We start from the raw sequence: 24,940 nt of genomic DNA, 5'->3' as shown, positions 1-24,940 counted from the left end.
AGTGTGTCCGGCCGGAACGTGCCCGGTTATTGCCCGAGGTGGAACCGCGCGAACAACAGCGCCTCGGCGAGATCGCGGACGCGCTGGGCCGCGGTGACGGCGTGGCGGGTGTTGATCTCCAGCACGATCTGGCCGGCGAAACCGTTGCTGACCAGCTTCTCGAGCAGCTCGGCGCAGGGCTGGCCGCCGCGGCCGGGCACCAGGTGTTCGTCCTTCGGGACGCCGGTGCCGTCGGCCAGATGGACGTGCGAGAGGCCGTCCCCCATCCGCTGCGCGAGCGCCAGCGCGTCCATCTCGGCTGCCGCTGTGTGGGACAGGTCGAGCGTGTAGTGCCGGAACCCGACGTCCGTCGGGTCGATCGACGGCCGGAACGCGGAGACGCGGGAATTCTTGGAACCACCGGGCGGCCGCACCTTGAACATGTTTTCGACCGCGATTTCGACGCCGCTCGACTCCTCCAGTTCGGCGACCAGATCGCCGAATGCGTCGCCGTACCGGCGCTGCCAGCGGAACGGCGGGTGCACCACCACCGTGCGCGCGCCGAGCTCGAGGGCGGCGTCGACGGACATCCGCAGCCGCACCACCGGGTCCGGCGACCAGATCCGCTGCGTGATCAGCAGCGACGGCGAATGGATCGACAGCACGGGCACGCCGGTGCGCCGGGACAGGCGCCGCAGCGCCGTGACGTCCTGGCTGACCGGGTCGGCCCAGACCATCACCTCGACGCCGTCGTAGCCGAGCTCGGCGGCCAGCTCGAAGGCCGTCCCCGCCTTGAGGGGCCACACCGACGCCGTGCTGAGGCCCACCGGGACCGGCTGCTCGTCTGTCACGCGCGCCATCCTGCCTCGCCCGCGCCAGGGGCGCGGCACCGCCGGGCCGCCAACGCGACGCGAGTCACCGCCTCGGCATCAGCGCCCGACGAGCAGCAACGCGGCCGGCGACACCGTCACCACCAGGCCCACGAGCACCGCGAGCACCGTCGTCTGCAGGTCCTCGGCGCGGCGGATCTTCCGCACGATCCACACCAGTGCGACGACCACCAGCAGCGCGGCGACCAGGGCGGCGGCCGGGATGTTCACCCACAGCCAGTTGAAGCCCAGCCAGACGGCGGCGCCACCGACCACGCCCATCGCGAGCTGGCCGGCCAGCGCCAGCCACTGCTTGCCGGGCGAGGCCGCGGGCTCCGGCTCCGCGACCGGCTCGGGGACGTCGTCGTACTCGTCGTCCTCGTAGCCTTCGCCCTGTTCGTAGGCGTAGTCGTCCTGCTCGAAGTCCGGGCCGTCCGCCGGGTAGCCGTCGGCGAACTCGCGCTCGTAGGGCTCGAGGTCGTCCGGGATCGGCGCCCGCGACGCCCGGTCGCCGGGCGCGAACGGCATCGGCGGCGGGTACGCGCCGGTCGGGGGCCCGGCGTCGTAAGCGGCCTGGTAGCCGCTGCTCTCCGGGGCGAAGCCGTCGGGCTCGAAGTCGTCCTCGGGGTAGCCGTCGCCGGGGGCGTCGGTGGGCACCGCCGGCATCACGCCGATCTCGGTGTCCTCCATCTGCTCCTTCTGGCGCCGCTTGCGCCAGTTCGCCAGGCCCGCGGGCGAGGACGGCTCCGGCGGCTCCGGCTTCTTGCCCTTCGGCGGCACCGGCGGGGCCGGCGGCTCGTCGTCGGGGATCGCCGAGAACTGCTCGGTGTGGTCCTCGCGCTTCGGCTCGGGACGGCGCGCCGGGGCGCGGCGCGGGCGGCCGGGCGCGGCGGGCGGCGTCGCGAAAGTTCCACTGGCCATCGGGCCGGGCGGGACGTCGATTTCGGCGTCCGGGGTGCCGTTGAGGCCGTCGAGCCGGGCCGACAGCGGGGCGCTGGGCGGCGGCGGCACCGGCAGCTGCTGCGACGGCTGGGGCGGCGTCGGCAGCTGCTGGGACGCCTGCGGCGGGCCGGGGCGGCGCCGGACCGGCGGGACGGCGCGGGTCTCCTCGGCCGACGGCGGGACCGGCAGCTGCTGCGACGGCTGCGGTGGGGCCGGCGGCTGCCGCCGGGGCGCCCCGCGCGGCGGCACGGGCAGCTGCTGCGACGGCTGGGGCGGGGCCGGCGGCGCGAACTGGCCGGATTCCTGCGGCGGCCGGGCGAACTGCCCGGACTCCTGCGGGACCGGGCGCGCGTACTGGCCGGACTCGGCGCCGCCCGGGGCGGGCCGCGCCGGGGGCGGCGGCACCGGCCGCGGCAGCGGCTGGGAGTCCTGGGGCACCGCACGGGGTGCGGGCGGCGGCGGGGGCGGCGGCTCGGCGCGCCGCCGTCCGGCCGGACGGGCGGGCGGGGCCGGCGGGGGCGGGGTGCCCTCCGCGGCCACCCGGTCGATGATCGCCTGCGGTCCGGTGTCGCTCACGCCGGGACGCCGGTGCGAGCCGGTCGCGCCGGGCGGGGCTTCGGGGGTGCCGGGTTCGTCGTCGTCATCGGCCGCGCGCCGACGGCGACGGCGTCCGCCGTCGACCTGGGCACCGTGCTGGGCGAGCAGCTCGGCCACCGTCTTCTGCGGCGGCTGGTCGCCTCCGGTCTGGTCCGTCATACCTGGTAATCCCCTGCGCGCTCCGGGTCCTCGGCACCTCGCGGGGAGGTCCCCGACGGCAGCTCGGCGGCGCAGCGCGCGCTGTACGCCGTCCTCTGCATGTCCGTCACCTCTCCACCGTGCCCATCCTCTGCGTGCGAAGTCCAGCCGTGTGCTTTCACCGGTCCTCCTGTGCGCCGAAGCGCCCGGCGAGGGCGGCTCCAGTCTCATCCGCGCCGTTGGAATGGTCCAGCCGCCGCAGGATGACACCCTCTCGCAGAGCCCACGGGCAGATCTCGAGTTCCGCCACGCCGAGCGCCCGCATCGTGGCCTGCGCGACGAGCGCACCCGCCACGAGCTGGTGCGACCGGCTCGAACTGACGCCCTCGAGCTGTGCGAGATCGGCCGACGGCATCCGCGAGATGAAGGCCAGGAGCTGGCGCAATGCGGTGTCCGTGAGCGTACGTCGCACGCGCGGGCCCGCCGCCGAGGGGGCCGCGCCGGTCAGCCGGGCGAGAGAGCGGAACGTCTTCGACGTGGCGACGACCCGATCGGGTTCACCCCATTTGGCGACCTTGCGCGCGAGATCGGTGAGCTGGTCGTCCAGCCACGCGGACGTCGCGACGAGCTCCGAGCGCGTCGGCGGGTCGTGCTTGAAGCGGGTGCGGGTGGTGCGCCCGGCGCCCAGGGGCAGCGATTCGGCCAGCACCGGCTCCTCGTCGCGGCCCATCGCGATTTCGAGGGAGCCGCCGCCGATGTCGAGCACCAGCAGCTGCCCGGCCGACCAGCCATACCACCGCCGGACGGCGAGGAAGGTGTGCCGGGCCTCGTCGACCCCGGAGAGCACCTGCAGGTCGACGCCGGTTTCCTCGGCCACCCGGGCGAGCACCTTGGCGGAGTTCTTCGCCTCGCGGACCGCCGAGGTGGCGAAGGCCATGACTTCTTCGCAGCCGAGCCGCGCGGCGGCTTCCTTCGCGGACTGGACGGCGGTGCAGAGCTCGTCGGCACCGGCCCGGCTGAGCTCCCCGCTCCTGGTGATCCGCTCCGCGAGGCGCAGCACGGACTTTTCGGAATGCATCGGCGTCGGGTGGGCGCCCCGGTGGGCGTCGACCACGAGCAGGTGGACGGTGTTGGAACCGACGTCGAGTACCCCTAGGCGCACGGGTGTCCACGGTACCGGGCCCAGCGCCAGGTCTCGAACATGTAACCGAAAACACTCGGTGCGGCCTCGCCCCGGCGCGCCTCCCCGCCGGGACGAAGCTGCCCAAAGAGGACTTACGTCTCGAACTTGTAGCCCAGCCCGCGAACCGTCACCAGGTGCCGCGGCGAACCCGGGTCCGGTTCGATCTTCGAGCGCAGCCGCTTCACGTGGACGTCGAGCGTCTTCGTGTCGCCCACGTAGTCCGCGCCCCACACCCGGTCGATCAGCTGCCCTCGCGTCAGCACCCGGCCGACGTTGCGGAGCAGGTACTCCAGCAGGTCGAACTCCTTGAGCGGGAGCGACACCTCCGCGCCGTCGACCGTCACCACGTGCCGCTCGACGTCCATCCGGACCGGGCCGGCCGCGAGGACCAGCGGGGCCAGCTCGCCGTCCGTGCCCGGCTCGCCGCCGCGCCGCAGCACCGCGCGGACCCGCGCGATCAGCTCGCGGGCCGAGTACGGCTTCGTCACGTAGTCGTCCGCGCCCAGCTCCAGGCCCACGACCTTGTCGATCTCGCTGTCGCGGGCGGTCACCATGATGACCGGCACGGCCGAGCGCTGGCGCAGCTGCTTGCAGACGTCGGTGCCGCTCATCCCGGGCAGCATCAGGTCGAGCAGCACGATGTCGGCGCCGTTGCGGTCGAACTCCTCCAGCGCCGCCTGGCCGGTGCCGGCGACGGCCGCGGTGAACCCTTCCTTGCGCAGCAGGAAGGCGAGGGGGTCGGCGAACGACTCCTCGTCCTCGACGATGAGAACCCTGGTCACAGGTTTCCTCCATGATCTGGGCTGTCCTGCCCGGTAACCACGAGCCTCTGGGTGCGCTCGGGGGTCTTCTCCTGCCGCGGTGCCGGCGAGGTCTTGGCCGCCCGCGCCGGCTCGAGCGCCGGGTCGGGACGGACGTGCGCGGGGATCCGCAGGGTGAACGTCGAGCCGGTGCCGGGCCGGCTCCACAGCCCGACCGAGCCGCCGTGGTTGGCCGCCACGTGCTTGACGATCGCCAGCCCGAGGCCGGTGCCGCCGGTGGCGCGCGAGCGGGCCTTGTCGGCGCGGTAGAAGCGCTCGAACACGCGCTGCTGCTCCTCTTCCGCGATGCCGATGCCGCGGTCCGTGACGGCGATTTCGACCATCCCGTCGGCGAGCCGGCGTGAAATCGACACCGGGCTGCCCGCCGGCGAGTACGCGACCGCGTTCTCCAGCAGGTTCGACAGCGCGGTGACCAGCAGCGTCCGGTCGCCCTCGATGAGCAGGCCGCTGGCCGCGTCGGTGGTGATGCTGATGTCGGCGGACTCGGCCGACAGCGTGGTGCGGCCGAGCGCTTCGCGGACGACCGCGTCGACCTCGACGACGTTGAGGTCGGGCAGCCGTTCGGCGCCCTGCAGCCGGGACAGCGCGATCAGCTCGGTGACGAGCTGGCCGAGCCGGGTGGACTCGCGCAGGATCTTGCCGCCGAAGCGGCGGACCTCCTCGACGTCCTCGGCGGCGTCGAGCACGGCCTCGGTGAGCAGCGCGATCGCGCCGACCGGGGTCTTGAGCTCGTGGCTGACGTTGGCGACGAAGTCGCGGCGCACGGCCTCCAGCCGGATGGCCTCGGAGTGGTCGACGGCCTCGACGACGGTGAAGCCGTCGCCGAGCGGCCGGACCTGGCCGAGCACCGCCTCCGGCTGGCGGCCGCGTGCTTCGAGCGGCGAGAGATCGATTTCCAGCGGTTCGTCGGTCTCGACGACCTGTTCGGCGGCCTTGCGGGCCCGCGGATCGGCCCGGTTGACCTTCACCAGGCCCAGCTCGTAGGCACGCGGGTTGTGCAGCACCATGTCGCCGAAGCGGTTGAGCACGACGACGCCGTTGTTCGACGAACGGACCAGTCGTTCCAGGAGCTCCGCGACGGTCGGGCCCGGCGGCCGGGCGGTCTCCCGGCGGGTGCGGGCCCGCGCCAGGAAGTAGCCGACCACCGCACCGGCCACCAGTGCGCCGATGGCCAGTGCGAGTGAAACAGGCGTGGTCACGGGCCGATCGTAAGCTGAGAAGTGGCCCTTCGGCCTAGCGTTGTCCGCCTTGTCGTGAGCACCGCGACACCTGCAGAGGACATGTTCGCCGGGGCTTCAGGCGGCGTTCACCCGATCGAATCCCCGGCGAGACATTCCGGGTGAATTCACCCCAGGGCCGCCAGGTCGTCGGCGGTGAGCTCGAGCGCGGCCGCGGCGACGTTCTGCTCGAGGTGCCCGACGTCGCCGGTGCCCGGGATGGCGAGCACGTGCGGGCCCTGGTGCAGGGTCCACGCGAGCCGCACCTGCGCGGGCGTGGCGTCGTGACGGCGGGCGACCTCGGCGACCCGGGCGTCCTCCCCGGTCCCGCTCGCGACGGCGAAGAACGGCACGAACGCGATCCCCCGCTCGGCGCACATCCGGACGAGCTCGTCGTCCTCGCGGCGGGCGCTCAGGCCGTACTGGTTCTGGACGCAGACGACGGGCGCGATGGCCAGGGCCTCGGTGAGGTGCTCCGGGCCGACGTTGGAGATGCCCAGCTCGCGGATCAGCCCGGCTTCGCGCAGCTCGGCGAGGGCCCCGAAGCCCTCGGCGAGGGAGCCGGTGCCGCGGTCGAGGCTCTGGCCGATCCGGTAGTTGACGACGTCGAGGTGGTCGAGGCCGAGCTCGCGCAGGTTCTCCTCGACCTGGGCGCGCAGCTGGTCCGGCCGGGCCGTGTAGAAGTTGCCCTCGTAGTCGCGCCCGGGACCGATCTTGGTGGTGATGACCAGGTCGTCGTAGGGCGCGAGGGCGGTGTTGAGCAGTTCGTTGGCCGAGCGCGGCCCGGCGAAGTAGAAGGCGGCGGTGTCGAAGTGGTTGACGCCGAGCTCGACGGCCCGGCGCAGCACGGCGAGGGACGTCTCGCGGGCGCGGATGCCGCCGTCCGTGGTGGACATCAGGCGCATGGCGCCGAACCCGAGGCGGTTGACTTCGAAGGAGCCGAGCTTCCAGGTGCCCGCCGCGGCGGCGGGGAGCGTGTTCGTGGTCATGCCTCCAGCGTTCCGGCGAGGGGCGGCTGACCTCCGGGTTTGGCAGTTTGCTGCCACACTGGAATACGTGGAGAAGGTCACTGACGTCGTCATGGTGCGGGGCGAGGCCGAGCTGTTCGAGCGGACGGCGCACCTCTTCGAGGCCGCGACGGAGATTTCGTGCGCGGCCCGCGACCTGCACACGTGGTCGGTGGCGCACCCGGCGGCGCCCGTGCGCGAGCACTCGGTGCGCGGGATGAAGATCCGCAAGGTGTACCAGCCGGGCGTGCTGTTCGACCCGGCGCTCGCCGAGCACCTGCGGCGGATGGCCGCCGGGGGTGCGGGCATCCGGATCACCGAGCGCGAGATCAACGAGACGATCCTGCTCGACCGCCGGATCGCGATCGTGGCCGGCGACCACGTCGGCGGGGTCCGCGGCTACACCGTGATCAGCAGCCCGGCCCTGGTCCAGGGCATCCAGTCGCTGTTCGAGGCGGCCTGGCACAGCGCGACCGACCTGGAGTCCTACCAGGCCCGGTTCACCGAGCTGGGCGCGCGGGAGATCCTGGAGCAGCTGGCGTCCGGCTGCAAGGACGAGACGGCGGCCCGCGCCCTCGGCGTGAGCCTGCGGACCTACCGGCGGCGGGTGGCGGAGCTGATGGAGCTGCTCGGGGCGTCTTCGCGTTTTCAGGCCGGCGCCCGGGCCCGCGAAGCCGGGCTGCTGTGAGGCGTGCGCTGCCGGCGCTGGTCCTGCTGACGTCCGCGTGCGCGGTGACCGGCACGGCCGTGCCGGTCGGCCCCAACCTCGCGCTGGTCGACGCCGGCCGCACCGGCGCGGCCCTCGACGCGGTGAAGGCGGCCGCCGAGGCGGTGTTCAGCTACGACTCCGGGAACCCGGGCGCCTTCGACCAGGCCGTCGCGGCGAACGTCACCGGGGCGGCGAAGGACCAGCTGGCCCGGCTGTTCGAGCAGGTCAGGAAGGGCCCGCAGCCGGTGCACCTGGTCACCCGGGTGCGGGAGGCGGCGGCCCTGGAGTTCACCGGCGACCGGCTCCGGGACCTCGCCGTGCTCGATCAGGACAGCGGCCCGTCGAAGGGCGTGGCCACGGTCGCGTTCACCGCGATCCGGGACGGCGGGCACTGGCGGCTGTCGGACATCGCGGTGAACCCGGCTCAGCCCGCGCCGGCGCCCCAGCCGGACGACGGCAGCGCGGGCGGGACACGCGACGCGGCGCTGGCGGGCGCCCGCGCCGCGGCGGCCGGGCTGTTCACCGCCGACAGCGCCGACCCGGAAGGCAGCTACGCGCGCGCCGAAGCGGTGGTGGCCGACCCGCTGCTGACCGCCTACCTGGCGAAGAAGACCTACTTCGTCGACACGGTCCGCCGCAGCGGCACGAAGACCGTGCTCGGCCCGCAACCGATGGCCGGGGTCCTCGCGCTCACCGGGGAGCGGGGGGTCGTGCTGTTCTTCACGACGCTGCAGGTCACCGACGTGACGGGCAAGACCACCAGCCGTCCGTTGACGGCCGAGCTCGACGTCGTCCACACCGGCGGCACCTGGAAGGCGACCGCCGTCCACCCGGTCACCGCAGCCGGAAAGCCGTGAAGGCCGCCTCGAGTCCCCTCGATGCGGCCTTCACGGACCCTGCTCAGCGGCCCTGGTTGGCCACCGCGGCCGCGGCTTCCTTGGCGGCCTCGGGGTCGAGGTACTCGCCACCGGCCTTGACCGGCTTCAGGTCGGCCGTGAGGTCGTAGCGCAGCGGGATGCCGGTCGGGATGTTCAGGCCCGCGATGTCGGCGTCGGAGATGCCGTCGAGGTGCTTGACCAGCGCGCGCAGCGAGTTGCCGTGCGCGGCGACCAGCACGGTCTTGCCCGCGCGCAGGTCCGGCACGATCTCGGACTCCCAGTACGGCAGGAGCCGCTCGACGACGTCCTTGAGGCACTCGGTCAGCGGGGCGTCGTCGCCGAGGTTCGCGTAGCGGGCGTCGCCGGCCTGGCTCCACTCGTCCTTCGGGTCGATCGCCGGCGGCGGGGTGTCGTACGAGCGGCGCCAGAGCATGAACTGCTCTTCGCCGAACTCCTCGAGGGTCTGCTTCTTGTTCTTGCCCTGCAGCGCGCCGTAGTGGCGCTCGTTGAGGCGCCAGTCGCGCTTCACCGGGATCCAGTGCCGGTCGGCGGCGTCCAGCGCGATGTTCGCGGTGGCGATCGCGCGGCGCAGCAGCGAGGTGTGCACCACGTCCGGGAGCAGGCCGGCGTCGGCCAGCAACCGGCCGCCCTGGCGGGCCTCGCCTTCGCCCTGCTCCGACAGCGGCACGTCCACCCAGCCGGTGAACAGGTTTTCCGCGTTCCACGTGCTCTGCCCGTGCCGCAGCAGCACCAACGTCCCGAGTTCAGCCATGGGCCCCAGCCTGCCAGAACGCACCACGCGGCCGACTGGTGACCTCCGCCGCACCGCGCGTCCTACCCAGAGTGTGTTACTCCGAAGTAACACTTCACTCTTCGACAAGGCGGTTCGCCAACAACGCGCAAAATTCCGAGGACAGACTGCGCACTGTTATCGCTCAGCGGCAAATTCACTCGAACGGGCTAGCCAGTAGCCTTGTGATTACCGGGCGGGATCTGACAGGTTGACTACGTCCCGAGCGGCCGGATTCCACGCACTCCCCGGCCGGTTTCGGGCTTTGACCGCGGCTCGTCTCCCCCCTGCCGAGCCGCGGCCCGCCCGGCCCCGTTGGCACCCCCCTCGTCACCGGGTCCTGATCGGCGGGAACTTCAGCGGGGCGGCTCGAGATCGCGACTCCCCCCTCCCTCGAGCCGTCCCGCCTGTTCCGCTCAGCTCTCGCCCGGCTCCGGCGCCGGGACGCGGCGGCGCCGGTGCAGCCACCACACGAGTCCGCCCAGCGGCGCGAGGAACAGCAGGAACGGCGCGATCGCCCCGAGCACCGTCAGCAGGGCGCCGCCGAAGATCAGGAACGCGTGCCAGCCACCGGCCAGCCCGCCGAAGAACCCGCTGTGGTCCTCCCCGGGCGGCGGGGGCGCGGCGACGCTGCGGACGGTCATCGCCACGGTCGCCATCGCCACGCTGCCCGCCAGCGAGTTCCGCTGCTGCTCCAGGGACTCGAGAGCCGCCTCGCGGCTGGTCAGCTCGCTTTCGACCGACGCGATCTCCGACACCGAGGTCGCCCGCGCGAGCAGCGCGCGGATCCGCTCCACCGATGCCCGCTGCGTCGCGAGCCGCGCTTCGACGTCGACGACCTGCTCGGTCACGTCCTGGGTGTTCAGCTCGCGCTTCACCAGGCGCGTGCCCAGGTGCGAGAGCTGGTCGAGCACGCCGTCGAGCTTGTCCGCGGGCACCGCGAGGCTGAGCGTCGCCGACTCGTCGCCGGTGCTCTCCTGCCCGGTGTAGCCGCCGGCGCCCTGCGCGATCCCCCGGGCCTGCGCGACGACGTCGGTGACCTTGGTGGCGGCCAGTTCGAGCCGGGCGCTGCGCGAGAGCTTGCGGTCGGTGGCGCCCGCCTGCGGCGGGGTCACCTTCTCCGCCCCGGATTTGCCGCTGCCCTGCTGCGGCGCGGCCGGGACCGGCCCGGACCCGGCACTGTCCGCCGTGGACGATGCCCCGTTTCCCGCCGCCGAGCACCCGGCCAGCGCGAACGCCACCGCAGCGGCCGCCAGCCCGGCTCTCCATCGAGTCCGCATTCCGCGTCTCCCTCCAGTTTCGACTGGCAAGGAGACGGATGTCCGGTTCAAGGCCGTTGCACGGCCTTCGGTCACGACTCGGTCAAGCCCGGTTCGTGCGGCTTCCCGGGTGCCACGAGGTGCTTGAACGCCTGGAGGTTGGCCAGTGATTCGCCGCGGGAGACGCGCCAGTCCCACTCACGCTTGATCGACGTCGCGAAGCCCAGCTCCAGCAGCGTGTTGAAGTCGCCGTCGGCCGCTTCGAGCACCTGGCCGAGCACCTTGTCGAGCTCGTCGGCGGTCAGCGTGTCCTTGCCGAACCGGCCGACCAGGTAGATATCCCCGAGACTGTCCACTGTGTAGTGAACGCCGTAGAGCTTGGCGTTGCGCTGCAACAGGAACCGGTAAACGTCCTCATGGGACTCATCGGGACGGCGGCAGACGAAGGCTTCCACCGAGAACGCGTGGTCGCCGTCGACCAGCCACGCGTTCGTCTGCAGCTTCTTCGTGCCCGGCAGCGTGACGAAGTACTTGCCAGGACCGCGCTTGTCGTACTCCAGCTCCGCTGAGTCCAAAGTAGACTGGATCAGCTCGTCCAGGCTCACACCGCCACCTCCGTGCGCAGGTCCAGTGCGCGGGTGAACGCGCTGGTGGCCTGAGCATAGATGTCCAGCAGCGCATCCGTCGTGCGGCGCCAGGAGAACCGGCGCGCGTGCACGACGGCGTTGGCGGCGAGCTCGGCACGCCGGTCCGGGCGCAGCGCGACCGCGGCCAGCGCGTCCGCCCACTCGTCGGCGCCGTGCCCGGGCACCAGCAGCCCGGAGACGCCGTGCGGCACCGCCACCGGCAGCCCGCCGACCTCGGCCGCGACCACCGGCGTCCCGCACGCCTGCGCTTCGAGGGCGACCAGGCCGAACGACTCGTTGTAGCTGGGCACCGCGACGACGTCGGCGGCGCGGAACACCCGGGCGAGCGCCTCGCCCGGCTGCGGCGGCAGGAACCGGACCTGCCGCTCGATGCCCAGCGAACCGGCCAGCTCACGCAGGGCCTGCGGCTGCTCCAGCCCGGTCCCGGACGGCCCGCCGACGACCAGCACGACCAGCTTCGGCGCCAGCTCGGGCCGGCGGCGCAGCATCGCGGCCGCGGCGTGCAGCAGCACGTCCGGCGCCTTCAGCGGCTGGATCCGGCCCGCGAAGGCGAGCACGACGTCGTCGTCGGCCAGGCCGAGCTCCGCGCGGGCGAGGGACTGCGAGCCCGGGGTGAAGCGTTCGAGGTCGACGCCCGGCGGCACGACGTGCACCGCGTGTGGCTCGGCGTCGTAGAGGTCGATGAGCTGCCGCGCTTCGACGGCGGTGTTGGCCACCAGCCGGTCGGCCTCGGCGACCACCTGCTCCTCGCCGATCACGCGGGTGCGCGGCTCGGGCTTGTCACCCTCGGCGAGCGCGGCGTTCTTCACCTTCGCCAGCGTGTGCGCGGTGTGCACGAGCGGCACGGACCACCGGTCGCGGGCGAGCCAGCCGACCTGGCCCGACAGCCAGTAGTGCGAGTGGATGAGGTCGTAGTGGCCGGGCTCGTGGAAGGCCTCGGTCCGCAGCACGCCGGAGGTGAAGGCGCACAGCTGGGCGGGCAGCTCGTCGCGGCCGAGCGGCTCGAACGGGCCGGCCTGCACGTGCCGCACGGTCACCCCGGGCGCCAGCTCGGCCACCGGCGGCTGGCCGGACGCGGTCGCGCGGGTGAACACCTCGACCTCGACGCCGCGGCGGGCCATCTCGGTCGCGGTCTGGCTGACGTAGACGTTCAGCCCGCCCGCGTCGCCCGTTCCGGGCTGTTCGAGTGGCGAGGTGTGCACGGACAGCACCGCGATCCGGCGCGGCGCAGCGCGGAACCTTCGGATGTTGCTGGTCACCTGGTCACGTCTCCTGCGTTCAGCATTCCTCGGCGAACTGCCGGAGCACCGCGTCGAACTCGGCCGCGGACTCGGCGAAGGGCGCGTGCCCCCCGTCAACGAACCAACGCCCGATGGCACCCGGAATCTTCCCGAGGGCGTGTTCGGCCGCCGAGGGCTCGATCACGCGGTCGGCCGTGCCGTGCACGACCAGGGCCGGGACGTCGATCCCGGCCAGCACGTCTTCGCTGCCGGCGTCGCGGCGGAACAGGGCCGACCGGACCGACGGCGGCACGCTCAGCGAGGCCCCGAGCAGGGCCTGGGCCTGCGCGCCGGGTACCGGGCCGGCCACCATGCCGCGGCTGAACGCGGTGAGCGCCGGGACCGCGATGTCCGGATCGTCGGAAAGCATCGACCGCATGTGCTCGCGCATCAGCGCGCCGACGCGGCCGCCCGGCCGGTCGCGGCCGATTTCGGTGATGGCCCCCACCAGCACGATCCCGCGCAGCCGGGCGGTGCCGTGCACCCGGATGTGGTCGGTCAGCACCAGGCCGCCGTAGGACCAGGCGACGACGATCGCGTCCGGGCCCGCGAAGTCGAGCACCGCGGCGAGGTCGTCCGCCCAGACCCGCGGGTCGTCGTAACCCGCGGCGGGGACGTCGGAGGCGCCGTGACCGCGCAGGTCCACCGCGACCAGCCGGAACCGCTCGGTCAGCGCGGGGTCGGCGAGCTGCGCGGCCCAGCAGCCGCCCGACTGCGCCCAGCCGTGCACGAACACGATCGGCCTGCTGTTCCCGGTGCCCTCGACCCGCAGGCCGAGCCGGACCCCGCCGTGCCCGACGACTTCGGTGCGCACGGGTTACTTCGCACCCAGCCCTTGCCAGGCCGCCCAGCTGAAGTTCCAGTCCTTGACGTCCGAGTTCATCGGGGCACCGAGCTTCGAGCCGGTGATCTCGACCGGGTCGCCGATCAGCGCGGAGTCGAAGTAGTCCTTGGCGTCGGCTTCGAGGAGGTTGACGCAGCCGTGGGAGTTGTTGTTCTTCCCGATGTTGGCCGCGTTGTCCTGGTTCTCGTGGATGTACTCGCCGTGGTTGGAGAACCGGCAGGCCCACTTCTTGTTGACGTTCGTGTAGCCGTAGCGGGCGTTGTCGAACACCGCGGTCGGCTCCCGGGTCATGATGATGTAGGTGCCGTTCGGGGTGTTGCGGTCGACCTCGGCGTCCAGGCCGTTCGCGCACGGGTAGCTCTTGTACTGGGCGCCGTTGCGGTAGACGCGCATCTGGTGGTCCGGGGTGTTGACCTTGACCACCTGGTTGCGGCCGATCTTGAACTTCGTCGTGACGTCGGCCTTGCCGTACGCGCCGCCGCCCAGGTCGACGCCGTACAGCTTCGCCTCGACGTTCACCGTGATGTTCTGCGGCCAGTACTCCTTGGGCCGGTAGTCGACCTGGCTGTCCGACAGCCAGCCCCAGGCGCCTTCGACCTCCTTGTCCGTCTTCACGGACAGCGCCTTCTCCACCGCCTTGCGGTCCTTGACCGGCGACGCGAACTTGACGCTGATCGGCATGGCGACGCCGACGGTCTGGTTGTCGGCCGGGTTGAGGGTCGCCCGGACCTGCTTGGCCGGGCTGATCGTGGTGAAACTGCCCTTGAACTCGACCGGCTTGCCGTCGGAGCCGGTGGCCTTGGCCGAGTAGGTGTAGGTCTTGCCGTAGCCGAGCGGCTCGGAGCTGGTCCAGGTGAGGCCGTCGGGCGCGAGGTCGCCCTTGACGTCCTTGCCGCCGTCGGCGCTCAGCTTGCACTCGGTGAGCTTGCCGTCGGCGACCTTCAGCACGGCAGGCTTGAGCACCGGCACGTCCTTGGCGTCGGCGGCGGGCTCGGCCGTGATCTTCGCCACGGGCTGCGAGCCACCCTCGCCGTCGGCGCCGGCCGCGCCGGTCGGCAGCGCGTTGCCACCGTTCTCGCTCGAACACGCGGCGGCGACCAGTGCGGCCCCAGCCGCCAGGGCAGCCTTGAAGACCGTACGCCGTTCGATCACCGAAACCTCCTGTGTCTTACGGGGGCCGAGCCCCCGCGCCCCGCCGTGGGGGCTCCGCCCCCCGGACCCCCCGAAGCGTGCGAATCCCCCGCGACCAGCGGGCACACGCCTTTAGCGCTGGCAGCGCAGCCGACGTTACCCGCTGGAAGGTCAGAACCAACCAATCAGGTGGCGTCGCCTTTGTCGACAAAGACGTCCCAGACACGGACGGGTTGCCCGGTTTGGCTCAAATCACGCAGTTGATCAGCAGCGGTTCGGGGTGCAGGAGGACGCCGAAGCGCTCGAAAACGCCGTCCCGGACCGTCCTGGCCAGCGACAGCAGGTCTTCGGTCGTCGCGTCGCCGCGGTTGGTCAGCGCCAGGGTGTGCTTGGTCGACAGCGAAACACGGTTCCCCAGACCGGGGTACCCCTTGGCGAAGCCGGCGCGCTCGATCAGCCAGGCCGCGGACAGCTTGACGCCGCCGTCGGCCGGGTACTGCGGCACCTCGGCCCCGACGGCCGACGTGATCCGCGCGAGGACGGCCTCGGCGTCGGCCGAAGGCACGATCGGGTTGGTGAAGAACGAGCCCGCGCTCCACGTGTCGTGGTCGTCCGGGTCGAGCACCATGCCCTTGCCGCGACGCAGCCCGAGAACCGCGGAGCGCGCTTCGGCGGCCGGGACGCGCGCGCCGATCTCGACGCCGAGCGTGCGCGCCAGCTCGGCGTAGCGGATGGGCGCGGAGAGGCCGTCTTCGCGGACCTCGAACCGGACCGAGAGGACGACGCCGGTGTCCGTGCCCTTGAGGACGCTGGTGCGGTAGGCGAAGCCGAGCTCGTCGGCCTTGAGCGTGCGCACCTCGCGTGTCACGCGGTCGTAGAGCTCCAGGGAGACGATCGATTCGGCGACCTCGCAGCCGTACGCGCCGACGTTCTGGATCGGCGTCGCCCCGACGCTGCCGGGGATGCCGGAGAGGCACTCGAGCCCGCCCAGCCCGGCCTCGACCAGGGCGGCGACGAACGCGTCCCAGTTCTGGCCCGCCTGGACCTCCACGACGTTCCCGTCGCGCCGCCAGCCGGTGTTCGCCACCTCGACGAGCGTGCCGTCGAACCCCGCGTCGCCGACCACCAGGTTGGAGCCGCCGCCGAGCAGCAGCACCGGCTCGCCCGCCGCGTCCGCCTCGCGGACGGCCGCAACGAGGTCTTCGCTGGTCACGGCGCTGACAAAGCGGCGGGCCGGGCCGCCGAGGCGCAGCGTGGTGTACGCGGCGAGCTTCGGGAGGGCGGGAGTTCGGGCGGAGTTCACGGGTCTGACGGTACTGTCCGGCTCATGGGATCCCGGATCGAGCACCGCGCTGAGTTCGCCGCCGACGTCGCGTCCACGTACGCGGCCGTCGCCGGCGAAGACGCGCTGCGGGCCCGCCTGGAGGAGATCGGCGGCCACGGCGCGGCGCTGCTGGCGTACGAGGTGTCGGGCACGGACCTGCGCTACCAGCTGCGGCAGGGCATCAGCGCGGACAAGCTGCCGCAGGCGGTGCGGACGCTGCACAAGGGCGACCTGCTGGTGACGCGCACGCAGACCTGGCGCGTCAGCAACGACGGCACCGGCCGCCAGGGCAACGCGTCGGTCGAGGTCGGCGGCGTCCCGGGCGAGATCACCGCGCGGACCGCGCTGCTGGCCAACGGCGACCAGACCGTGCACCGGACCAGCGGCGAGGTGACCGTCCGGATCCCGCTGTTCGGCGGGAAGCTGGAGAGCGTGATCGCCGAGCAGGTCACGAAGCTGCTGGAGCGCGAAGCCGAATTCACCGCGAAGTGGCTCGCGCAAGCAAACTGACCCCGGTCGGCGCGCCGACCCGCGGCACCACCAACCCCAACCGCCTGCGCCGGGTCGACCGCTGGATCGCGGCCGCGCCGCCGACGTCCCGGCTGCTGCGGGCGACCGAATCGCCGCTGGTCGTCGACCTCGGCTACGGCGCTTCCCCGGTGACGACGGTCGAGCTGGCGCGGTGGCTGCGGCGGGTCCGCCCCGACGTCCGCGTGCTGGGCCTGGAGCTGGACCCGGATCGAGTCGCCTTCGCCCAGTCCGCCGCGTCGCCGCCGCTGCTGGAATTCCGCCGCGGCGGCTTCGAACTGGCCGGGACGAGGCCGGTGCTGGTGCGGGCGTTCAACGTGCTCCGGCAGTACGCGGAGGACGAAGTCGCGGGCGCGTGGAACTTGATGCTGGACTCGATGCCCGCCGACGGTCTCCTGGTCGAGGGCACGTGCGACGAGATCGGCCGGCTGTCGACGTGGGTCCTGGTTTCCCGGTCCGGCCCGGTGTCGCTGACGCTGTCGATGCGGCTGGCGGCCCTGGACCGGCCGTCGACGATCGCCGAGCGGCTGCCGAAGGCGCTGATCCACCGGAACGTGCCCGGTGAGCGGGTGCACGACCTGCTGGCCGCGTTGGACGCCTGCTGGGCGGCGGCGGCACCGCACCAGGCGTTCGGCGTGCGGTCGCGGTGGCTCGAAGCGGTCCGGCTGCTGACCGCGCGGAACTGGCCGGTGCTGGGCCCGCCGTCCCGCATCCGGCTGGGTGAGCTGACCGTGCCGTGGGCGTCGGTCGCCCCCGCCTGAACGTTCACCAGCCCACCCCCGCTGCGTCACCCCGAAGTGACCTTCGGTGATCACCATTGAGCCGTGGAACTCCTGGGGCACGTCACCGAGCTGCTGCGCGACGCGCTCGGTTCGCCGTGGCTGTGGGTACTCGTCTTCGCCGTGTCCGGGTTGGACGCGCTGCTGCCCTTCATGCCCAGCGAGACCACCGTCGTCACCGTGGCCGTCCTGCTCGGACCCCATCCCGCGCAGCTGGCCCTGCTCGCCGCCGTCGCGGCCGTCGGCGCGTGGGCCGGCGACTGCCTCGGGTACGCCGCCGGCCGGTCCGCCGGGCCGCGGGCGATCGCGCGGCTGCAGCGCGGGCCGGAGGGCCGCCGCCGGTACGAATGGGCGCGGGACCAGGTGCGCCGCAACGGCGGGCTGCTGATCATCGCCGCCCGCTACCTGCCCGGCGGCCGCGTCGCCAGCGCGCTCGCCAACGGCAGCCTCGGCTACCCGCTGCGCCGGTTCGTCCCGCTCGACGCGGCCGGCGCGGCGATCTGGGCGGTGTACAGCGTGCTGATCGGCCTCGCGGGCGGAGCCGCCTTCGCCGACGAACCGGCCAAGGGCCTGCTGCTGTCCTTCAGCCTGGGCCTGGGATTGGTGTTCGCCATCGAAGCCGGACGGCGGCTACGGTCGGCTCATGCTCGAAGCGATCGACGTCCACGCCGACGGGCTCAAGCGGGCGGCGCTGGCGGCCGGGCCGGCGGCGCCGGTGCCGAACTGTCCGAAGTGGACTGTCCATGACCTGGTGACGCACATCGCGCTCGTGCACGACACCATCACCAGCCTGGCGATGGGCCGTGAGCCCCGCCCGGAGCCGCCGCCGGACTGGGAAGACGTCCTCGGGTGGTGGGACGGCCGGCGCCTGGGCCTGCGCGAAGCACTGGCGCGCAACCCGGACACGCCGTGGACCCGCCGGATGGCCCACGAGACCGCGATCCACCGCCTCGACGCCGAATCCGCCCTCCCGGACCCGGTGGAGACCCGCTTCTCCCCCGAGTTCGCCAACGACGGCATCGACGAGTTCCTGACCTTCGTCGTCCCCCGCCGCGGCTTCGCCGTCAACGTGCGGATCACGACGCCGGAGCGGACGTGGACGGTCGGCACCCCGGGGACCGAGGTGACCGGCGACGCCGACGACGTCTACCGGGCGGTGTGGGGCCGCCCGCACCGGGCGGCGATCAGCGGGGACCGGCTCCCGGCCGTCTGACCTGCGCGGGGGACAATGCCGGGGTGACCGCTCCCGAACGCCGCTACGTCATCACCTTCGGCTGCCCCGACCGCACCGGCATCATCGCCCGGATCTCCGGGTTCCTCGCCGAGCACGGCGGCTGGATCGTCGAGGCGGCCTACCACACCGACCCGGACACGGGCTGGTTCTTCACCCGCCAGGTCGTCCGGGCCGACTCGCTGCCCTTCGACGCCGCCGGGCTGCGCGCCCGCTTCGGCGAGGTGGCCGCGGAGCTGTCCGCGGAGTCGAGCTGGCAGGTCAGCGACACCGGCGAGCGGCGCCGCGCGGTGATCCTCGTCTCGAAGGCCGGGCACTGCCTGTACGACCTGCTCGGCCGGGTCGCCTCCGGGGAGCTGGACGTCGACATCGCCGCGGTGATCGGCAACCACGACTCACTCGCCGACATCACCCGCGCGCACGGCATCCCGTTCCACCACGTGCCGTTCCCGCCCGGCGACAAGGCGGCGGCGTTCGAGCAGGTCCGGAAGCTGGTCGACGAGCACGACCCGCACGCGGTCGTGCTGGCCCGGTTCATGCAGATCCTGCCCGCGGACCTGTGCCGCGAGTGGGCCGGCCGGGCGATCAACATCCACCACAGCTTCCTGCCGTCGTTCATCGGCGCGAAGCCGTACCACCAGGCCCACACGCGCGGGGTGAAACTGGTCGGCGCGACCTGCCACTACGTGACGGCGGACCTCGACGCCGGCCCGATCATCGAGCAGGACGTCATCCGCGTCGGCCACGGCGATTCGGTGGAGGACATGGTCCGCAAGGGCCGCGACATCGAGAAGGTGACGCTGGCCCGCGGCCTGCGGTGGCACCTGGAGAACCGGGTGCTGGTGCACGGCAACCGGACCGTGGTGTTCTGATCCGGTTGCCGTGCCTCGGGTCAGGCGCCGATCGTCTTGGCGTCGATGACGAAGCGGTAGCGCACGTCGGAGTTCTCGACGCGCTCGTAGGCCTCGTTGACCTTGTCGGCGGAGATGGTCTCGATCTCCGCGCCGATGCCGTGCTTCGCGCAGAAGTCCAGCATCTCCTGGGTCTCGGCGATGCCGCCGATCATCGAGCCGGCCAGCACCTTGTTGCCGCCGAGCAGCGAGAAGGCGTTGTAGGAGAGCGGCTCGCCCGGCGCGCCGACGTTCACCATCGCGCCGCCGACCCGCAGCAGGCCGAGGTAGGCGTCCACCGGCAGCTTCGCCGACACGGTGTTGAGGATGATGTCGAACTTGCCCTTGAGCGTGTCGAACGTCGACTCGTCGCTGGTGGCGTAGTAGTCCTTCGCGCCGAGCTTGAGGCCGTCCTCCTGCTTCTTGAGGCTCTGGCTCAGCACGGTCACCTCGGCGCCCATGGCGGCGGCGATCTTGACGGCCATGTGGCCGAGCCCGCCGAGGCCGATCACGGCGACCTTCTTGCCGGGGCCGGCGCCCCAGTGGTGCAGCGGCGAGTAGGTGGTGATGCCCGCGCACAGCAGCGGCGCGGCGACGTCGAGGTCGATGCCCTCCGGGATGCGGCAGACGAAGGCGTCCTTCACGACGATCTGGTTGCTGTAGCCGCCGTAGGTGTTCTCGCCGTCGAAGCCGACGCCGTTGTACGTCTGGACGTTGCCCTTGACGCAGAACTGCTCGGTGCCGGCCAGGCAGTATTCGCACTCGCCGCAGGAGTCGACCATGCAGCCGACGCCGACGCGGTCGCCGACCTGGTACTTCGTGACGTCCGAGCCGACCGCGGCGACGACGCCGGCGATCTCGTGGCCCGGGACCATCGGGAAGATCGCCTGGCCCCAGTCCTCCTTGGCCTGGTGGATGTCGCTGTGGCAGATGCCGGCGTAGGCGATGTCGATCAGCACGTCGTCGGGACGCAGGTCACGGCGCTCGATCGTGGTCGGCGCCAGCGGCGCGCCCGGCGCCGGAACGGCGATGGCGTGCGTGGTCGTGCTCATGGAACCCTCCAAGTTCAAGTACCGTCGTAAGAGGTCTCATACATGTCCTACGTAAGAGGTCTCTTACATATTCCGAGCGAAAGATGTGAGCCAGGTCATGGGCGGCAAGTACCACCACGGCGACCTCCGCGGCGAACTCGTGCGCGTCTCCCTGGACCTGATCGCCGAGCAGGGCATCGGAGGCTTCTCGGTCGCGGAAGTCGCACGGCGGGCGAAGGTCAGCCCCGGCGCGCCCTACCGCCACTTCGCCTCCCGGGAAAGCCTGCTGGCCGAGGTGGCGGGCAACATCGCCTGCCAGCTCGCCGACCGCGTCACGGCGGCAGCGGGCGAGCACGACGACCCGGTGGACGCCCTGGCCGCGGCGGCGGGTGCGTACACGCGCTACCTCATCGAACGCCGGGCGGGGATGAACGTGATCTACGCCGACGGCCTCCACGGCCCGCAGCACACCGGCCTGCACGAGCAGACCCGGCGGCTGACCGACGAGTTCCTGCTGCGCTGCCTGGCGGTCGCCCCCGACCCGGCGACCGCGCTGGAGCTGATGGAGCAGCTGTTCACCCAGGCCCACGGCTACGGCACGTTCCAGCTCGACGGGGTCTTCGTGAAGCACGGCTATTCGACGGACCTGGTGGTGCGGAAGTCCTCCGAGGCCGCCCGCGCGGCCATCGTGGGCCGGATTGTCGGTGGTGACCGCTAGCTTGGCGGCATGGGGATCATCGGCCACTCGGCAAGTGCGCCGACCGAGCAGCACTGAGCCCGGCGACGACGTCGAGCAGCCCGGGGAACTTCGCGCCGAACTCGGGGCGCAGCCGGACGAACGTGCCGTTCCCCGCGTCACGCTGCCGCACCAGGCCGGCTTGGCGCAGCACCTTCCAGTGGTGCGTGCGGGTCGACTTGGCGAGCGGCAGCGGGAACGACGAACACGCGCGCTCGGTGCCGTCGCCGGCCACCAGTTCCAGCACCACCGCGCGGCGGTGCGGGTCGGCAAGGGCCGACAGCACCGTGCCGAGGTCGACGTCGGCCATCTCCGGGACGGGCAGTTCACCGGGCATGCTGGACATGGTACGACAGCTGTCGTACCTTCGGCGAGGTACGAACAACTTCGAACCTCCGGAGCCCGGCATGCTGTGCGTGTTCGACGTCAACGAGACCCTGCTCGACCTCACCCCGATGGATGCGCTGGTCGGCGGGCCCCAGCTGCGGCGCGAGTGGTTCGGCCTGGCCATCCACACCGTCCTGACCGTGACGGCGACCGGCGGCTACCGCGACTTCGCGGGCATCGCCGGCGACGCCGCGGTCGAGGTCGCCGCCCGGCACGGGCGGGAGCTCGATCTCGCGGCGATCGGCGAAGGGCTGCGGACCCTGCCTGCCCACCCCGATGTCGAAGCCGGGCTGCTCAAGCTGCGCGAAGCGGGCCACACCGTCGTCGCGCTGACGAACTCGCCGCTCGCGACGGCCGAGGCGCAGCTGCAGAACGCCGGGCTGGCTCCCCTGCTCGACCGGATCTTCTCGGCCGAGCAGGTCGGCCGGCTCAAGCCGGCGCCGGAGCCGTACCGCCAGGTCGTGGCCGCCTACCCCGGCGAAACACCGGTGATGGTCGCCGCGCACGACTGGGACATCGCGGGCGCGCAGGCGGCCGGGCTGCGGACGGCGTTGCTCGCCCGCCCCGGCGTCCGCCCGCTGCCCGGCTCACCCGAGCCGACGTACACGATCCCGGCCCTGACCGAGCTGGCCGAACTGCTCTAGTCGGCGATCCGGACCAGCATCTTGCCGGTGTTGGCGCCCGACAGCAGGCCCAGGAACGCCTCGGGCGCGTTGCGGATGCCGTCGACGAAGGTCTCCGAGTACTTGATCTCGCCGGAGTTGACCAGCGGCGCGACCTCGCTGACGAACTGCTGCTGCAGGCCCCAGTGGTCGAGCACCAGCAGGCCGCGGATGGTCAGCCGCTTGGCGATGACCTGCGCGAGGTTGCGCGGCGCCGGCGTCGGCTCGGTGTCGTTGTAGGTGGAGATCATCCCGCAGATGGCGATCCGGCCGTGCACGGTGATCGCGTCGATCGCGGCTTCGAGGTGCTCGCCGCCGACGTTGTCGAAGTAGACGTCGATGCCCTCCGGCGCCGCCTTGTGCAGCTGCTCGACGACCGGGCCGTCCTTGTAGTTGAAGGCGGCGTCGAAGCCGAGGTCGTCGAGCAGGTGGCGGACCTTCTCCGCCGAGCCCGCCGAGCCGATGACGCGCTTGGCGCCCTTCAGCTTCGCGATCTGCCCGACCAGCGAGCCGACCGCCCCGGCTGCGCCGGAGACGAACACGGTGTCGCCCGGCTTGAACTCGGCCGACTCCAGCAGGCCGGCGTACGCGGTCAGGCCCGGCATGCCGAGCACGCCGAGGTAGGTGGACAGCGGCGCCGCGGTCCCGTCGACCTTGACGTACCGGCCCGCGTCGAGCACGGCGTGGGTGCGCCAGCCGGCCTGGTGCAGCACGTGGTCACCGGGCTTGACGTCGTCCACGTCGGACTCGACGACCTCGCCGACCGCGCCGCCGGACATGACCTCGCCGACCTGGAACGGCGGCGCGTAGGACTTGACGTCCTTCATGCGGCCGCGCATGGCCGGGTCGACGCTCATGATCAGGTTGCGGACCAGGATCTGGTTCTCACCCGGAGCCGGCACCTCGGTGTCGACGATCTCGAAGTTGTCGTGCGTCGGAACACCTTCCGGACGCGAGGCCAGCCGGATTTCGGTCGCCGTGCTCATCGTCGGATCTCCTCCAAGTTCTCGAAGCGGGGCAGGCGCCCCGGATTCCACCCGATGTAACCAGCTAACCGGGGCGCAGATTCCGATTGTGAGGCGTCACACGATCTCGGCGAGCTTCTCCAGCACCCCGTCGTAGATCTTCTTCAGCCCACCCGGCGCGAACGTCTTCTCGAAGAAGCCGCCGATGCCCCCGGCACCGTCCCACGTGGTCTCGATCTTCACCACACTGCGTTCACCCGCCTCGGTGACCGTCCAGGTGGTGACCATGCTGGAGTTCGCGTCGGTCTCGACCAACGTGCCCGGCCGGGGCTCGGTGACGGTCGCCTTGACGTCGCGGACGCGCTTGGACGTCGCCTGCAGCTTCCAGCCCGCCTTGGTCCCGGCGCCGACGCCGCCCTCGGTCACCTGGTAGTCCCGGTAGTGCTCGGTGAGCAGCTTGGGGCGCGTTTCGGCGTAGTCGGCGACGAGCGCGCGGACCTTGTCGGCCGGAGCGTCGATGGTGCGCTCCGCGGTGGCCGTGACCTTTCCCATTTCACTCCTTCTCCCGGCGTACGAGTCAGGGTCCACGATTTCACCGCGCGCCGCACCACCGGCGGCCGCCCTCGGACGTCCCGGATGGTGAGCGGCGGAAGTCCGCTCTGGACAGCCGTTTCCGGGGTCGGCGGCTCGCGATGAGCTGCGGTTGGCCCTGGCTCGGACGCCGACGTCCGCGCGTACACGAGGATGGCGCCCGGCGGTTAGGCTGCCCGGCATGGGTTCGGGAGCGCACCGCCGGTCGACGGTGGCGGTGAAGGAGTCGCTACGAGAGCTGCGCAACCAGCTGTCGCTGCTGAACCACCAGGTCAGCGCCCACTTGGCGCTGAAGGACGTCGACCTGGACTGCCTCGAGCTGATCGGCAGGCACGGCCCGCTGAGCCCGAGCGCGCTGGCCCGCCGCGCGGGCCTGCACCCGGCGACGATGACGGGCATCCTCGACCGCCTGCAGAAGGGCGGCTGGGTGGTCCGCGAGCGCGACCCGGAGGCGGCCGACCGCCGGTCGGTGGCGGTGCGCGCGGTCCGCGGCCGCACCGGCGAGCTGTTCCGGCTGTACGCCGGGATGAGCACGGCGATGGATGACCTGTGCGCGGGTTACAGCGAGGAGGAGCTCGAGCTGATCGCCGGGTTCCTGCGCCGCGCAACGTCGGCGGGCCACACGGCCACCGGGGAACTGGCCAACGGCTGACCAGCGGTTTTTGTGCTGTACTGCGTCGCATGTGGCAGTCGGGTGACGCGTACGAGGCATTCATGGGCCGGTGGAGCCGCCGGCTGGCGGAGACGTTCGTGCGGCGCCTCGACGCCCCGCCGAGCCGCCGCTGGCTCGACGTCGGCTGCGGAACGGGTGCGCTGACGGCGGCGGTGCTGGCCGCGGCCGACCCGGTGGAGGTGGCCGGAGTGGACCCGTCCGAGGGATTCCTGGCGTCCGCCCGCGAGCGAGTTCCGGATCCCCGGGTGTCGTTCACCGTCGCCGACGCCCGAGAGCTGCCCTTCCCGGACGACCGCTTCGACGTGGTGGTGTCCGGCCTGGTCCTCAATTTCGTCCCCGACCCACCGGCAGCCGCGGCGGAGATCAAGCGGGTGACGGCCCCAGGCGGCCAGGCGGTGGCGTACTTGTGGGACCTGGCACAGGGAATGGAGCTGCTCCGCAGGTTCTGGGACGCGGCGGCCGAGGTCGACCCGGCGGCCGCGGAGCTGCACGAAGGCCGCCGGTACCCCTTGTGCCGCCCGGAGCCGTTCGGCCGCCTGTGGACGAACGCGGGCCTGACCGAGGTGACGATCGACGAGATCACGATCCCGACGGTGTTCACGAATTTCGACGACTACTGGCAGCCATTCCTCGGCCGCCAGGGCCCCGGCCCGGCGTACCTCGCGACCCTGCCGGAGGGGCAGCGGGACCGGATCCGCGAGCTGCTGCGAAGCCGGCTGCCGACGAACCCGGACGGGACGATCCCGTTGACGGCCCGCGCATGGGTGGCCCGGGGAACGGCGTGACTGGCGGTCCTGCAGCGGCCACCGGGTGACTGCCTGAGGACCGCCGGCCGCACACCTGACCACCGCC

The 24,940-nt window shown here is 72.3% G+C and carries 28 protein-coding genes; 11 read left to right on the top strand and 17 right to left on the bottom strand.

Annotated features, from left to right (window positions below; genetic code table 11):
- Nucleotides 1-26: 26 nt before the first annotated feature.
- The 6 genes from AB0J55_RS10500 to AB0J55_RS10475 form a co-directional block, all read right to left on the bottom strand.
- On the bottom strand, nt 27-839 hold the full coding sequence (locus AB0J55_RS10500) for a sugar phosphate isomerase/epimerase family protein (protein WP_364245600.1): 813 nt from the start codon (nt 837-839) through the stop codon (nt 27-29).
- A gap of 69 nt (nt 840-908) precedes the next feature.
- On the bottom strand, nt 909-2,546 hold the full coding sequence (locus tag AB0J55_RS10495; RefSeq protein ID WP_364245597.1) for a hypothetical protein: 1,638 nt from the start codon (nt 2,544-2,546) through the stop codon (nt 909-911).
- 157 nt (nt 2,547-2,703) lie between these two features.
- Complete coding sequence (locus AB0J55_RS10490) at nt 2,704-3,687, bottom strand: Ppx/GppA phosphatase family protein (protein WP_364245594.1); 984 nt, start codon at nt 3,685-3,687, stop codon at nt 2,704-2,706.
- Nucleotides 3,688-3,800: 113 nt separating this feature from the next.
- The gene (locus AB0J55_RS10485; protein WP_329052728.1) at nt 3,801-4,490 is read right to left on the bottom strand and encodes a response regulator transcription factor; all 690 of its coding nucleotides are present in this window, start codon (nt 4,488-4,490) and stop codon (nt 3,801-3,803) included.
- Nucleotides 4,487-5,728, bottom strand: a complete 1,242-nt coding sequence (locus tag AB0J55_RS10480) for an ATP-binding protein (protein WP_364245591.1) — start codon at nt 5,726-5,728, stop codon at nt 4,487-4,489. Before AB0J55_RS10480 ends, AB0J55_RS10485 begins: the two co-directional genes overlap by 4 nt.
- A 146-nt stretch (nt 5,729-5,874) precedes the next feature.
- Nucleotides 5,875-6,735, bottom strand: coding sequence for an oxidoreductase (locus AB0J55_RS10475; protein ID WP_364245588.1), 861 nt, complete (start codon nt 6,733-6,735; stop codon nt 5,875-5,877).
- 67 nt (nt 6,736-6,802) lie between these two features.
- Here AB0J55_RS10475 and AB0J55_RS10470 point away from each other — a divergent pair, with 67 nt between their 5' ends.
- Both AB0J55_RS10470 and AB0J55_RS10465 read left to right on the top strand, forming a co-directional pair.
- Entirely contained in the window at nt 6,803-7,441 is a 639-nt protein-coding gene (locus AB0J55_RS10470) for a DNA-binding response regulator (protein WP_364245585.1), read from the top strand.
- Nucleotides 7,438-8,319, top strand: a complete 882-nt coding sequence (locus AB0J55_RS10465) for a hypothetical protein (RefSeq protein ID WP_364245583.1) — start codon at nt 7,438-7,440, stop codon at nt 8,317-8,319. The genes AB0J55_RS10470 and AB0J55_RS10465 overlap by 4 nt, the downstream gene beginning before the upstream one ends.
- Before the next feature lie 43 nt (nt 8,320-8,362).
- On the opposite strand, the gene AB0J55_RS10460 is transcribed toward AB0J55_RS10465, so the two are convergent.
- From AB0J55_RS10460 to AB0J55_RS10430, 7 genes are all read right to left on the bottom strand, one after another.
- Nucleotides 8,363-9,112: a phosphoglyceromutase gene (locus AB0J55_RS10460; protein WP_364245580.1), complete on the bottom strand. Its 750-nt coding sequence runs from the start codon at nt 9,110-9,112 to the stop codon at nt 8,363-8,365.
- A gap of 434 nt (nt 9,113-9,546) precedes the next feature.
- Nucleotides 9,547-10,410: a DUF4349 domain-containing protein gene (locus AB0J55_RS10455; protein WP_364245578.1), complete on the bottom strand. Its 864-nt coding sequence runs from the start codon at nt 10,408-10,410 to the stop codon at nt 9,547-9,549.
- 71 nt (nt 10,411-10,481) lie between these two features.
- Nucleotides 10,482-10,994: a YbjN domain-containing protein gene (locus AB0J55_RS10450; RefSeq protein ID WP_364245575.1), complete on the bottom strand. Its 513-nt coding sequence runs from the start codon at nt 10,992-10,994 to the stop codon at nt 10,482-10,484.
- A complete protein-coding gene (gene mshA, locus AB0J55_RS10445) occupies nt 10,991-12,295 on the bottom strand; it encodes a D-inositol-3-phosphate glycosyltransferase (RefSeq protein ID WP_364245573.1) in 1,305 nt (434 codons plus the stop codon). The genes AB0J55_RS10450 and mshA overlap by 4 nt, the downstream gene beginning before the upstream one ends.
- A gap of 19 nt (nt 12,296-12,314) precedes the next feature.
- Nucleotides 12,315-13,130: an alpha/beta hydrolase gene (locus AB0J55_RS10440; RefSeq protein WP_364245570.1), complete on the bottom strand. Its 816-nt coding sequence runs from the start codon at nt 13,128-13,130 to the stop codon at nt 12,315-12,317.
- A 3-nt stretch (nt 13,131-13,133) separates the two neighbouring features.
- On the bottom strand, nt 13,134-14,312 hold the full coding sequence (locus AB0J55_RS10435; protein ID WP_364245567.1) for an Ig-like domain-containing protein: 1,179 nt from the start codon (nt 14,310-14,312) through the stop codon (nt 13,134-13,136).
- A 226-nt stretch (nt 14,313-14,538) separates the two neighbouring features.
- The gene (locus AB0J55_RS10430; RefSeq protein WP_364245564.1) at nt 14,539-15,594 is read right to left on the bottom strand and encodes a UDP-N-acetylmuramate dehydrogenase; all 1,056 of its coding nucleotides are present in this window, start codon (nt 15,592-15,594) and stop codon (nt 14,539-14,541) included.
- Between the two features lie 24 nt (nt 15,595-15,618).
- Here AB0J55_RS10430 and AB0J55_RS10425 point away from each other — a divergent pair, with 24 nt between their 5' ends.
- The 5 genes from AB0J55_RS10425 to purU all read left to right on the top strand — a co-directional run bounded on the left by AB0J55_RS10425 (nt 15,619) and on the right by purU (nt 19,025).
- Nucleotides 15,619-16,125, top strand: a complete 507-nt coding sequence (locus AB0J55_RS10425; RefSeq protein ID WP_364245562.1) for a DUF2505 domain-containing protein — start codon at nt 15,619-15,621, stop codon at nt 16,123-16,125.
- Nucleotides 16,104-16,904: a class I SAM-dependent methyltransferase gene (locus AB0J55_RS10420; RefSeq protein WP_364245559.1), complete on the top strand. Its 801-nt coding sequence runs from the start codon at nt 16,104-16,106 to the stop codon at nt 16,902-16,904. The genes AB0J55_RS10425 and AB0J55_RS10420 overlap by 22 nt, the downstream gene beginning before the upstream one ends.
- Before the next feature lie 63 nt (nt 16,905-16,967).
- Nucleotides 16,968-17,669 (top strand): VTT domain-containing protein, encoded by a 702-nt coding sequence (locus tag AB0J55_RS10415; RefSeq protein ID WP_364245557.1) that lies wholly within the window; start codon nt 16,968-16,970, stop codon nt 17,667-17,669.
- On the top strand, nt 17,566-18,135 hold the full coding sequence (locus AB0J55_RS10410) for a maleylpyruvate isomerase family mycothiol-dependent enzyme (protein ID WP_364245554.1): 570 nt from the start codon (nt 17,566-17,568) through the stop codon (nt 18,133-18,135). Before AB0J55_RS10415 ends, AB0J55_RS10410 begins: the two co-directional genes overlap by 104 nt.
- Nucleotides 18,136-18,158: 23 nt before the next feature.
- Entirely contained in the window at nt 18,159-19,025 is an 867-nt protein-coding gene (gene purU, locus AB0J55_RS10405; RefSeq protein ID WP_364245552.1) for a formyltetrahydrofolate deformylase, read from the top strand.
- Between the two features lie 20 nt (nt 19,026-19,045).
- On the opposite strand, the gene AB0J55_RS10400 is transcribed toward purU, so the two are convergent.
- Nucleotides 19,046-20,095 carry an NAD(P)-dependent alcohol dehydrogenase gene (locus tag AB0J55_RS10400; RefSeq protein ID WP_364245549.1) on the bottom strand — a complete coding sequence of 350 codons (1,050 nt, stop codon included), beginning with the start codon at nt 20,093-20,095 and terminating at the stop codon, nt 19,046-19,048.
- A gap of 85 nt (nt 20,096-20,180) precedes the next feature.
- Between AB0J55_RS10400 and AB0J55_RS10395 the strand changes: the two genes are divergently transcribed.
- Complete coding sequence (locus AB0J55_RS10395; RefSeq protein WP_364245546.1) at nt 20,181-20,792, top strand: TetR/AcrR family transcriptional regulator; 612 nt, start codon at nt 20,181-20,183, stop codon at nt 20,790-20,792.
- A gap of 16 nt (nt 20,793-20,808) precedes the next feature.
- Here AB0J55_RS10395 and AB0J55_RS10390 read toward each other — a convergent pair whose 3' ends face one another.
- Entirely contained in the window at nt 20,809-21,147 is a 339-nt protein-coding gene (locus tag AB0J55_RS10390) for a helix-turn-helix transcriptional regulator (RefSeq protein ID WP_364245543.1), read from the bottom strand.
- Nucleotides 21,148-21,217: 70 nt separating this feature from the next.
- Here AB0J55_RS10390 and AB0J55_RS10385 point away from each other — a divergent pair, with 70 nt between their 5' ends.
- Nucleotides 21,218-21,841 carry an HAD family hydrolase gene (locus AB0J55_RS10385; RefSeq protein WP_364245540.1) on the top strand — a complete coding sequence of 208 codons (624 nt, stop codon included), beginning with the start codon at nt 21,218-21,220 and terminating at the stop codon, nt 21,839-21,841.
- Here AB0J55_RS10385 and AB0J55_RS10380 read toward each other — a convergent pair.
- Together AB0J55_RS10380 and AB0J55_RS10375 are read right to left on the bottom strand one after the other, a co-directional pair.
- Entirely contained in the window at nt 21,838-22,845 is a 1,008-nt protein-coding gene (locus tag AB0J55_RS10380; protein WP_364245537.1) for an NADP-dependent oxidoreductase, read from the bottom strand. The two genes, AB0J55_RS10385 and AB0J55_RS10380, sit on opposite strands and share 4 nt — an antisense overlap.
- Nucleotides 22,846-22,941: 96 nt before the next feature.
- The gene (locus AB0J55_RS10375) at nt 22,942-23,376 is read right to left on the bottom strand and encodes an SRPBCC family protein (protein ID WP_364245534.1); all 435 of its coding nucleotides are present in this window, start codon (nt 23,374-23,376) and stop codon (nt 22,942-22,944) included.
- A 220-nt stretch (nt 23,377-23,596) separates the two neighbouring features.
- Between AB0J55_RS10375 and AB0J55_RS10370 the strand changes: the two genes are divergently transcribed.
- Both AB0J55_RS10370 and AB0J55_RS10365 read left to right on the top strand, forming a co-directional pair.
- Nucleotides 23,597-24,067, top strand: a complete 471-nt coding sequence (locus AB0J55_RS10370; RefSeq protein ID WP_364245531.1) for a MarR family transcriptional regulator — start codon at nt 23,597-23,599, stop codon at nt 24,065-24,067.
- Between the two features lie 29 nt (nt 24,068-24,096).
- Nucleotides 24,097-24,873: a class I SAM-dependent methyltransferase gene (locus AB0J55_RS10365; RefSeq protein ID WP_364245529.1), complete on the top strand. Its 777-nt coding sequence runs from the start codon at nt 24,097-24,099 to the stop codon at nt 24,871-24,873.
- The last annotated feature ends 67 nt before the right edge of the window (nt 24,874-24,940 follow it).

This window comes from Amycolatopsis sp. NPDC049688 (assembly GCF_040674975.1).
In the GTDB taxonomy this organism is placed as follows: Bacteria; Actinomycetota; Actinomycetes; order Mycobacteriales; family Pseudonocardiaceae; genus Amycolatopsis.
Note: the sequence above shows the minus strand (reverse complement) of the source record. Positions and strands in the feature narration are given on the sequence as shown.

What these genes read in the sequence shown, in the direction of transcription:
- AB0J55_RS10500 (WP_364245600.1), bottom strand. Translation starts at nt 839, where the DNA reads ATGGCGCGCGTGACAGACGAGCAGCCGGTCCCGGTGGGCCTCAGCACG.
- AB0J55_RS10495 (WP_364245597.1), bottom strand. Translation starts at nt 2,546, where the DNA reads ATGACGGACCAGACCGGAGGCGACCAGCCGCCGCAGAAGACGGTGGCC.
- AB0J55_RS10475 (WP_364245588.1), bottom strand. Translation starts at nt 6,735, where the DNA reads ATGACCACGAACACGCTCCCCGCCGCCGCGGCGGGCACCTGGAAGCTC.
- AB0J55_RS10460 (WP_364245580.1), bottom strand. Translation starts at nt 9,112, where the DNA reads ATGGCTGAACTCGGGACGTTGGTGCTGCTGCGGCACGGGCAGAGCACG.
- AB0J55_RS10455 (WP_364245578.1), bottom strand. Translation starts at nt 10,410, where the DNA reads ATGCGGACTCGATGGAGAGCCGGGCTGGCGGCCGCTGCGGTGGCGTTC.
- AB0J55_RS10425 (WP_364245562.1), top strand. Translation starts at nt 15,619, where the DNA reads ATGGGATCCCGGATCGAGCACCGCGCTGAGTTCGCCGCCGACGTCGCG.
- AB0J55_RS10410 (WP_364245554.1), top strand. Translation starts at nt 17,566, where the DNA reads ATGCTCGAAGCGATCGACGTCCACGCCGACGGGCTCAAGCGGGCGGCG.
- AB0J55_RS10400 (WP_364245549.1), bottom strand. Translation starts at nt 20,095, where the DNA reads ATGAGCACGACCACGCACGCCATCGCCGTTCCGGCGCCGGGCGCGCCG.
- AB0J55_RS10390 (WP_364245543.1), bottom strand. Translation starts at nt 21,147, where the DNA reads ATGCCCGGTGAACTGCCCGTCCCGGAGATGGCCGACGTCGACCTCGGC.
- AB0J55_RS10385 (WP_364245540.1), top strand. Translation starts at nt 21,218, where the DNA reads ATGCTGTGCGTGTTCGACGTCAACGAGACCCTGCTCGACCTCACCCCG.
- AB0J55_RS10380 (WP_364245537.1), bottom strand. Translation starts at nt 22,845, where the DNA reads ATGAGCACGGCGACCGAAATCCGGCTGGCCTCGCGTCCGGAAGGTGTT.
- AB0J55_RS10375 (WP_364245534.1), bottom strand. Translation starts at nt 23,376, where the DNA reads ATGGGAAAGGTCACGGCCACCGCGGAGCGCACCATCGACGCTCCGGCC.
- AB0J55_RS10370 (WP_364245531.1), top strand. Translation starts at nt 23,597, where the DNA reads ATGGGTTCGGGAGCGCACCGCCGGTCGACGGTGGCGGTGAAGGAGTCG.
- AB0J55_RS10365 (WP_364245529.1), top strand. Translation starts at nt 24,097, where the DNA reads ATGTGGCAGTCGGGTGACGCGTACGAGGCATTCATGGGCCGGTGGAGC.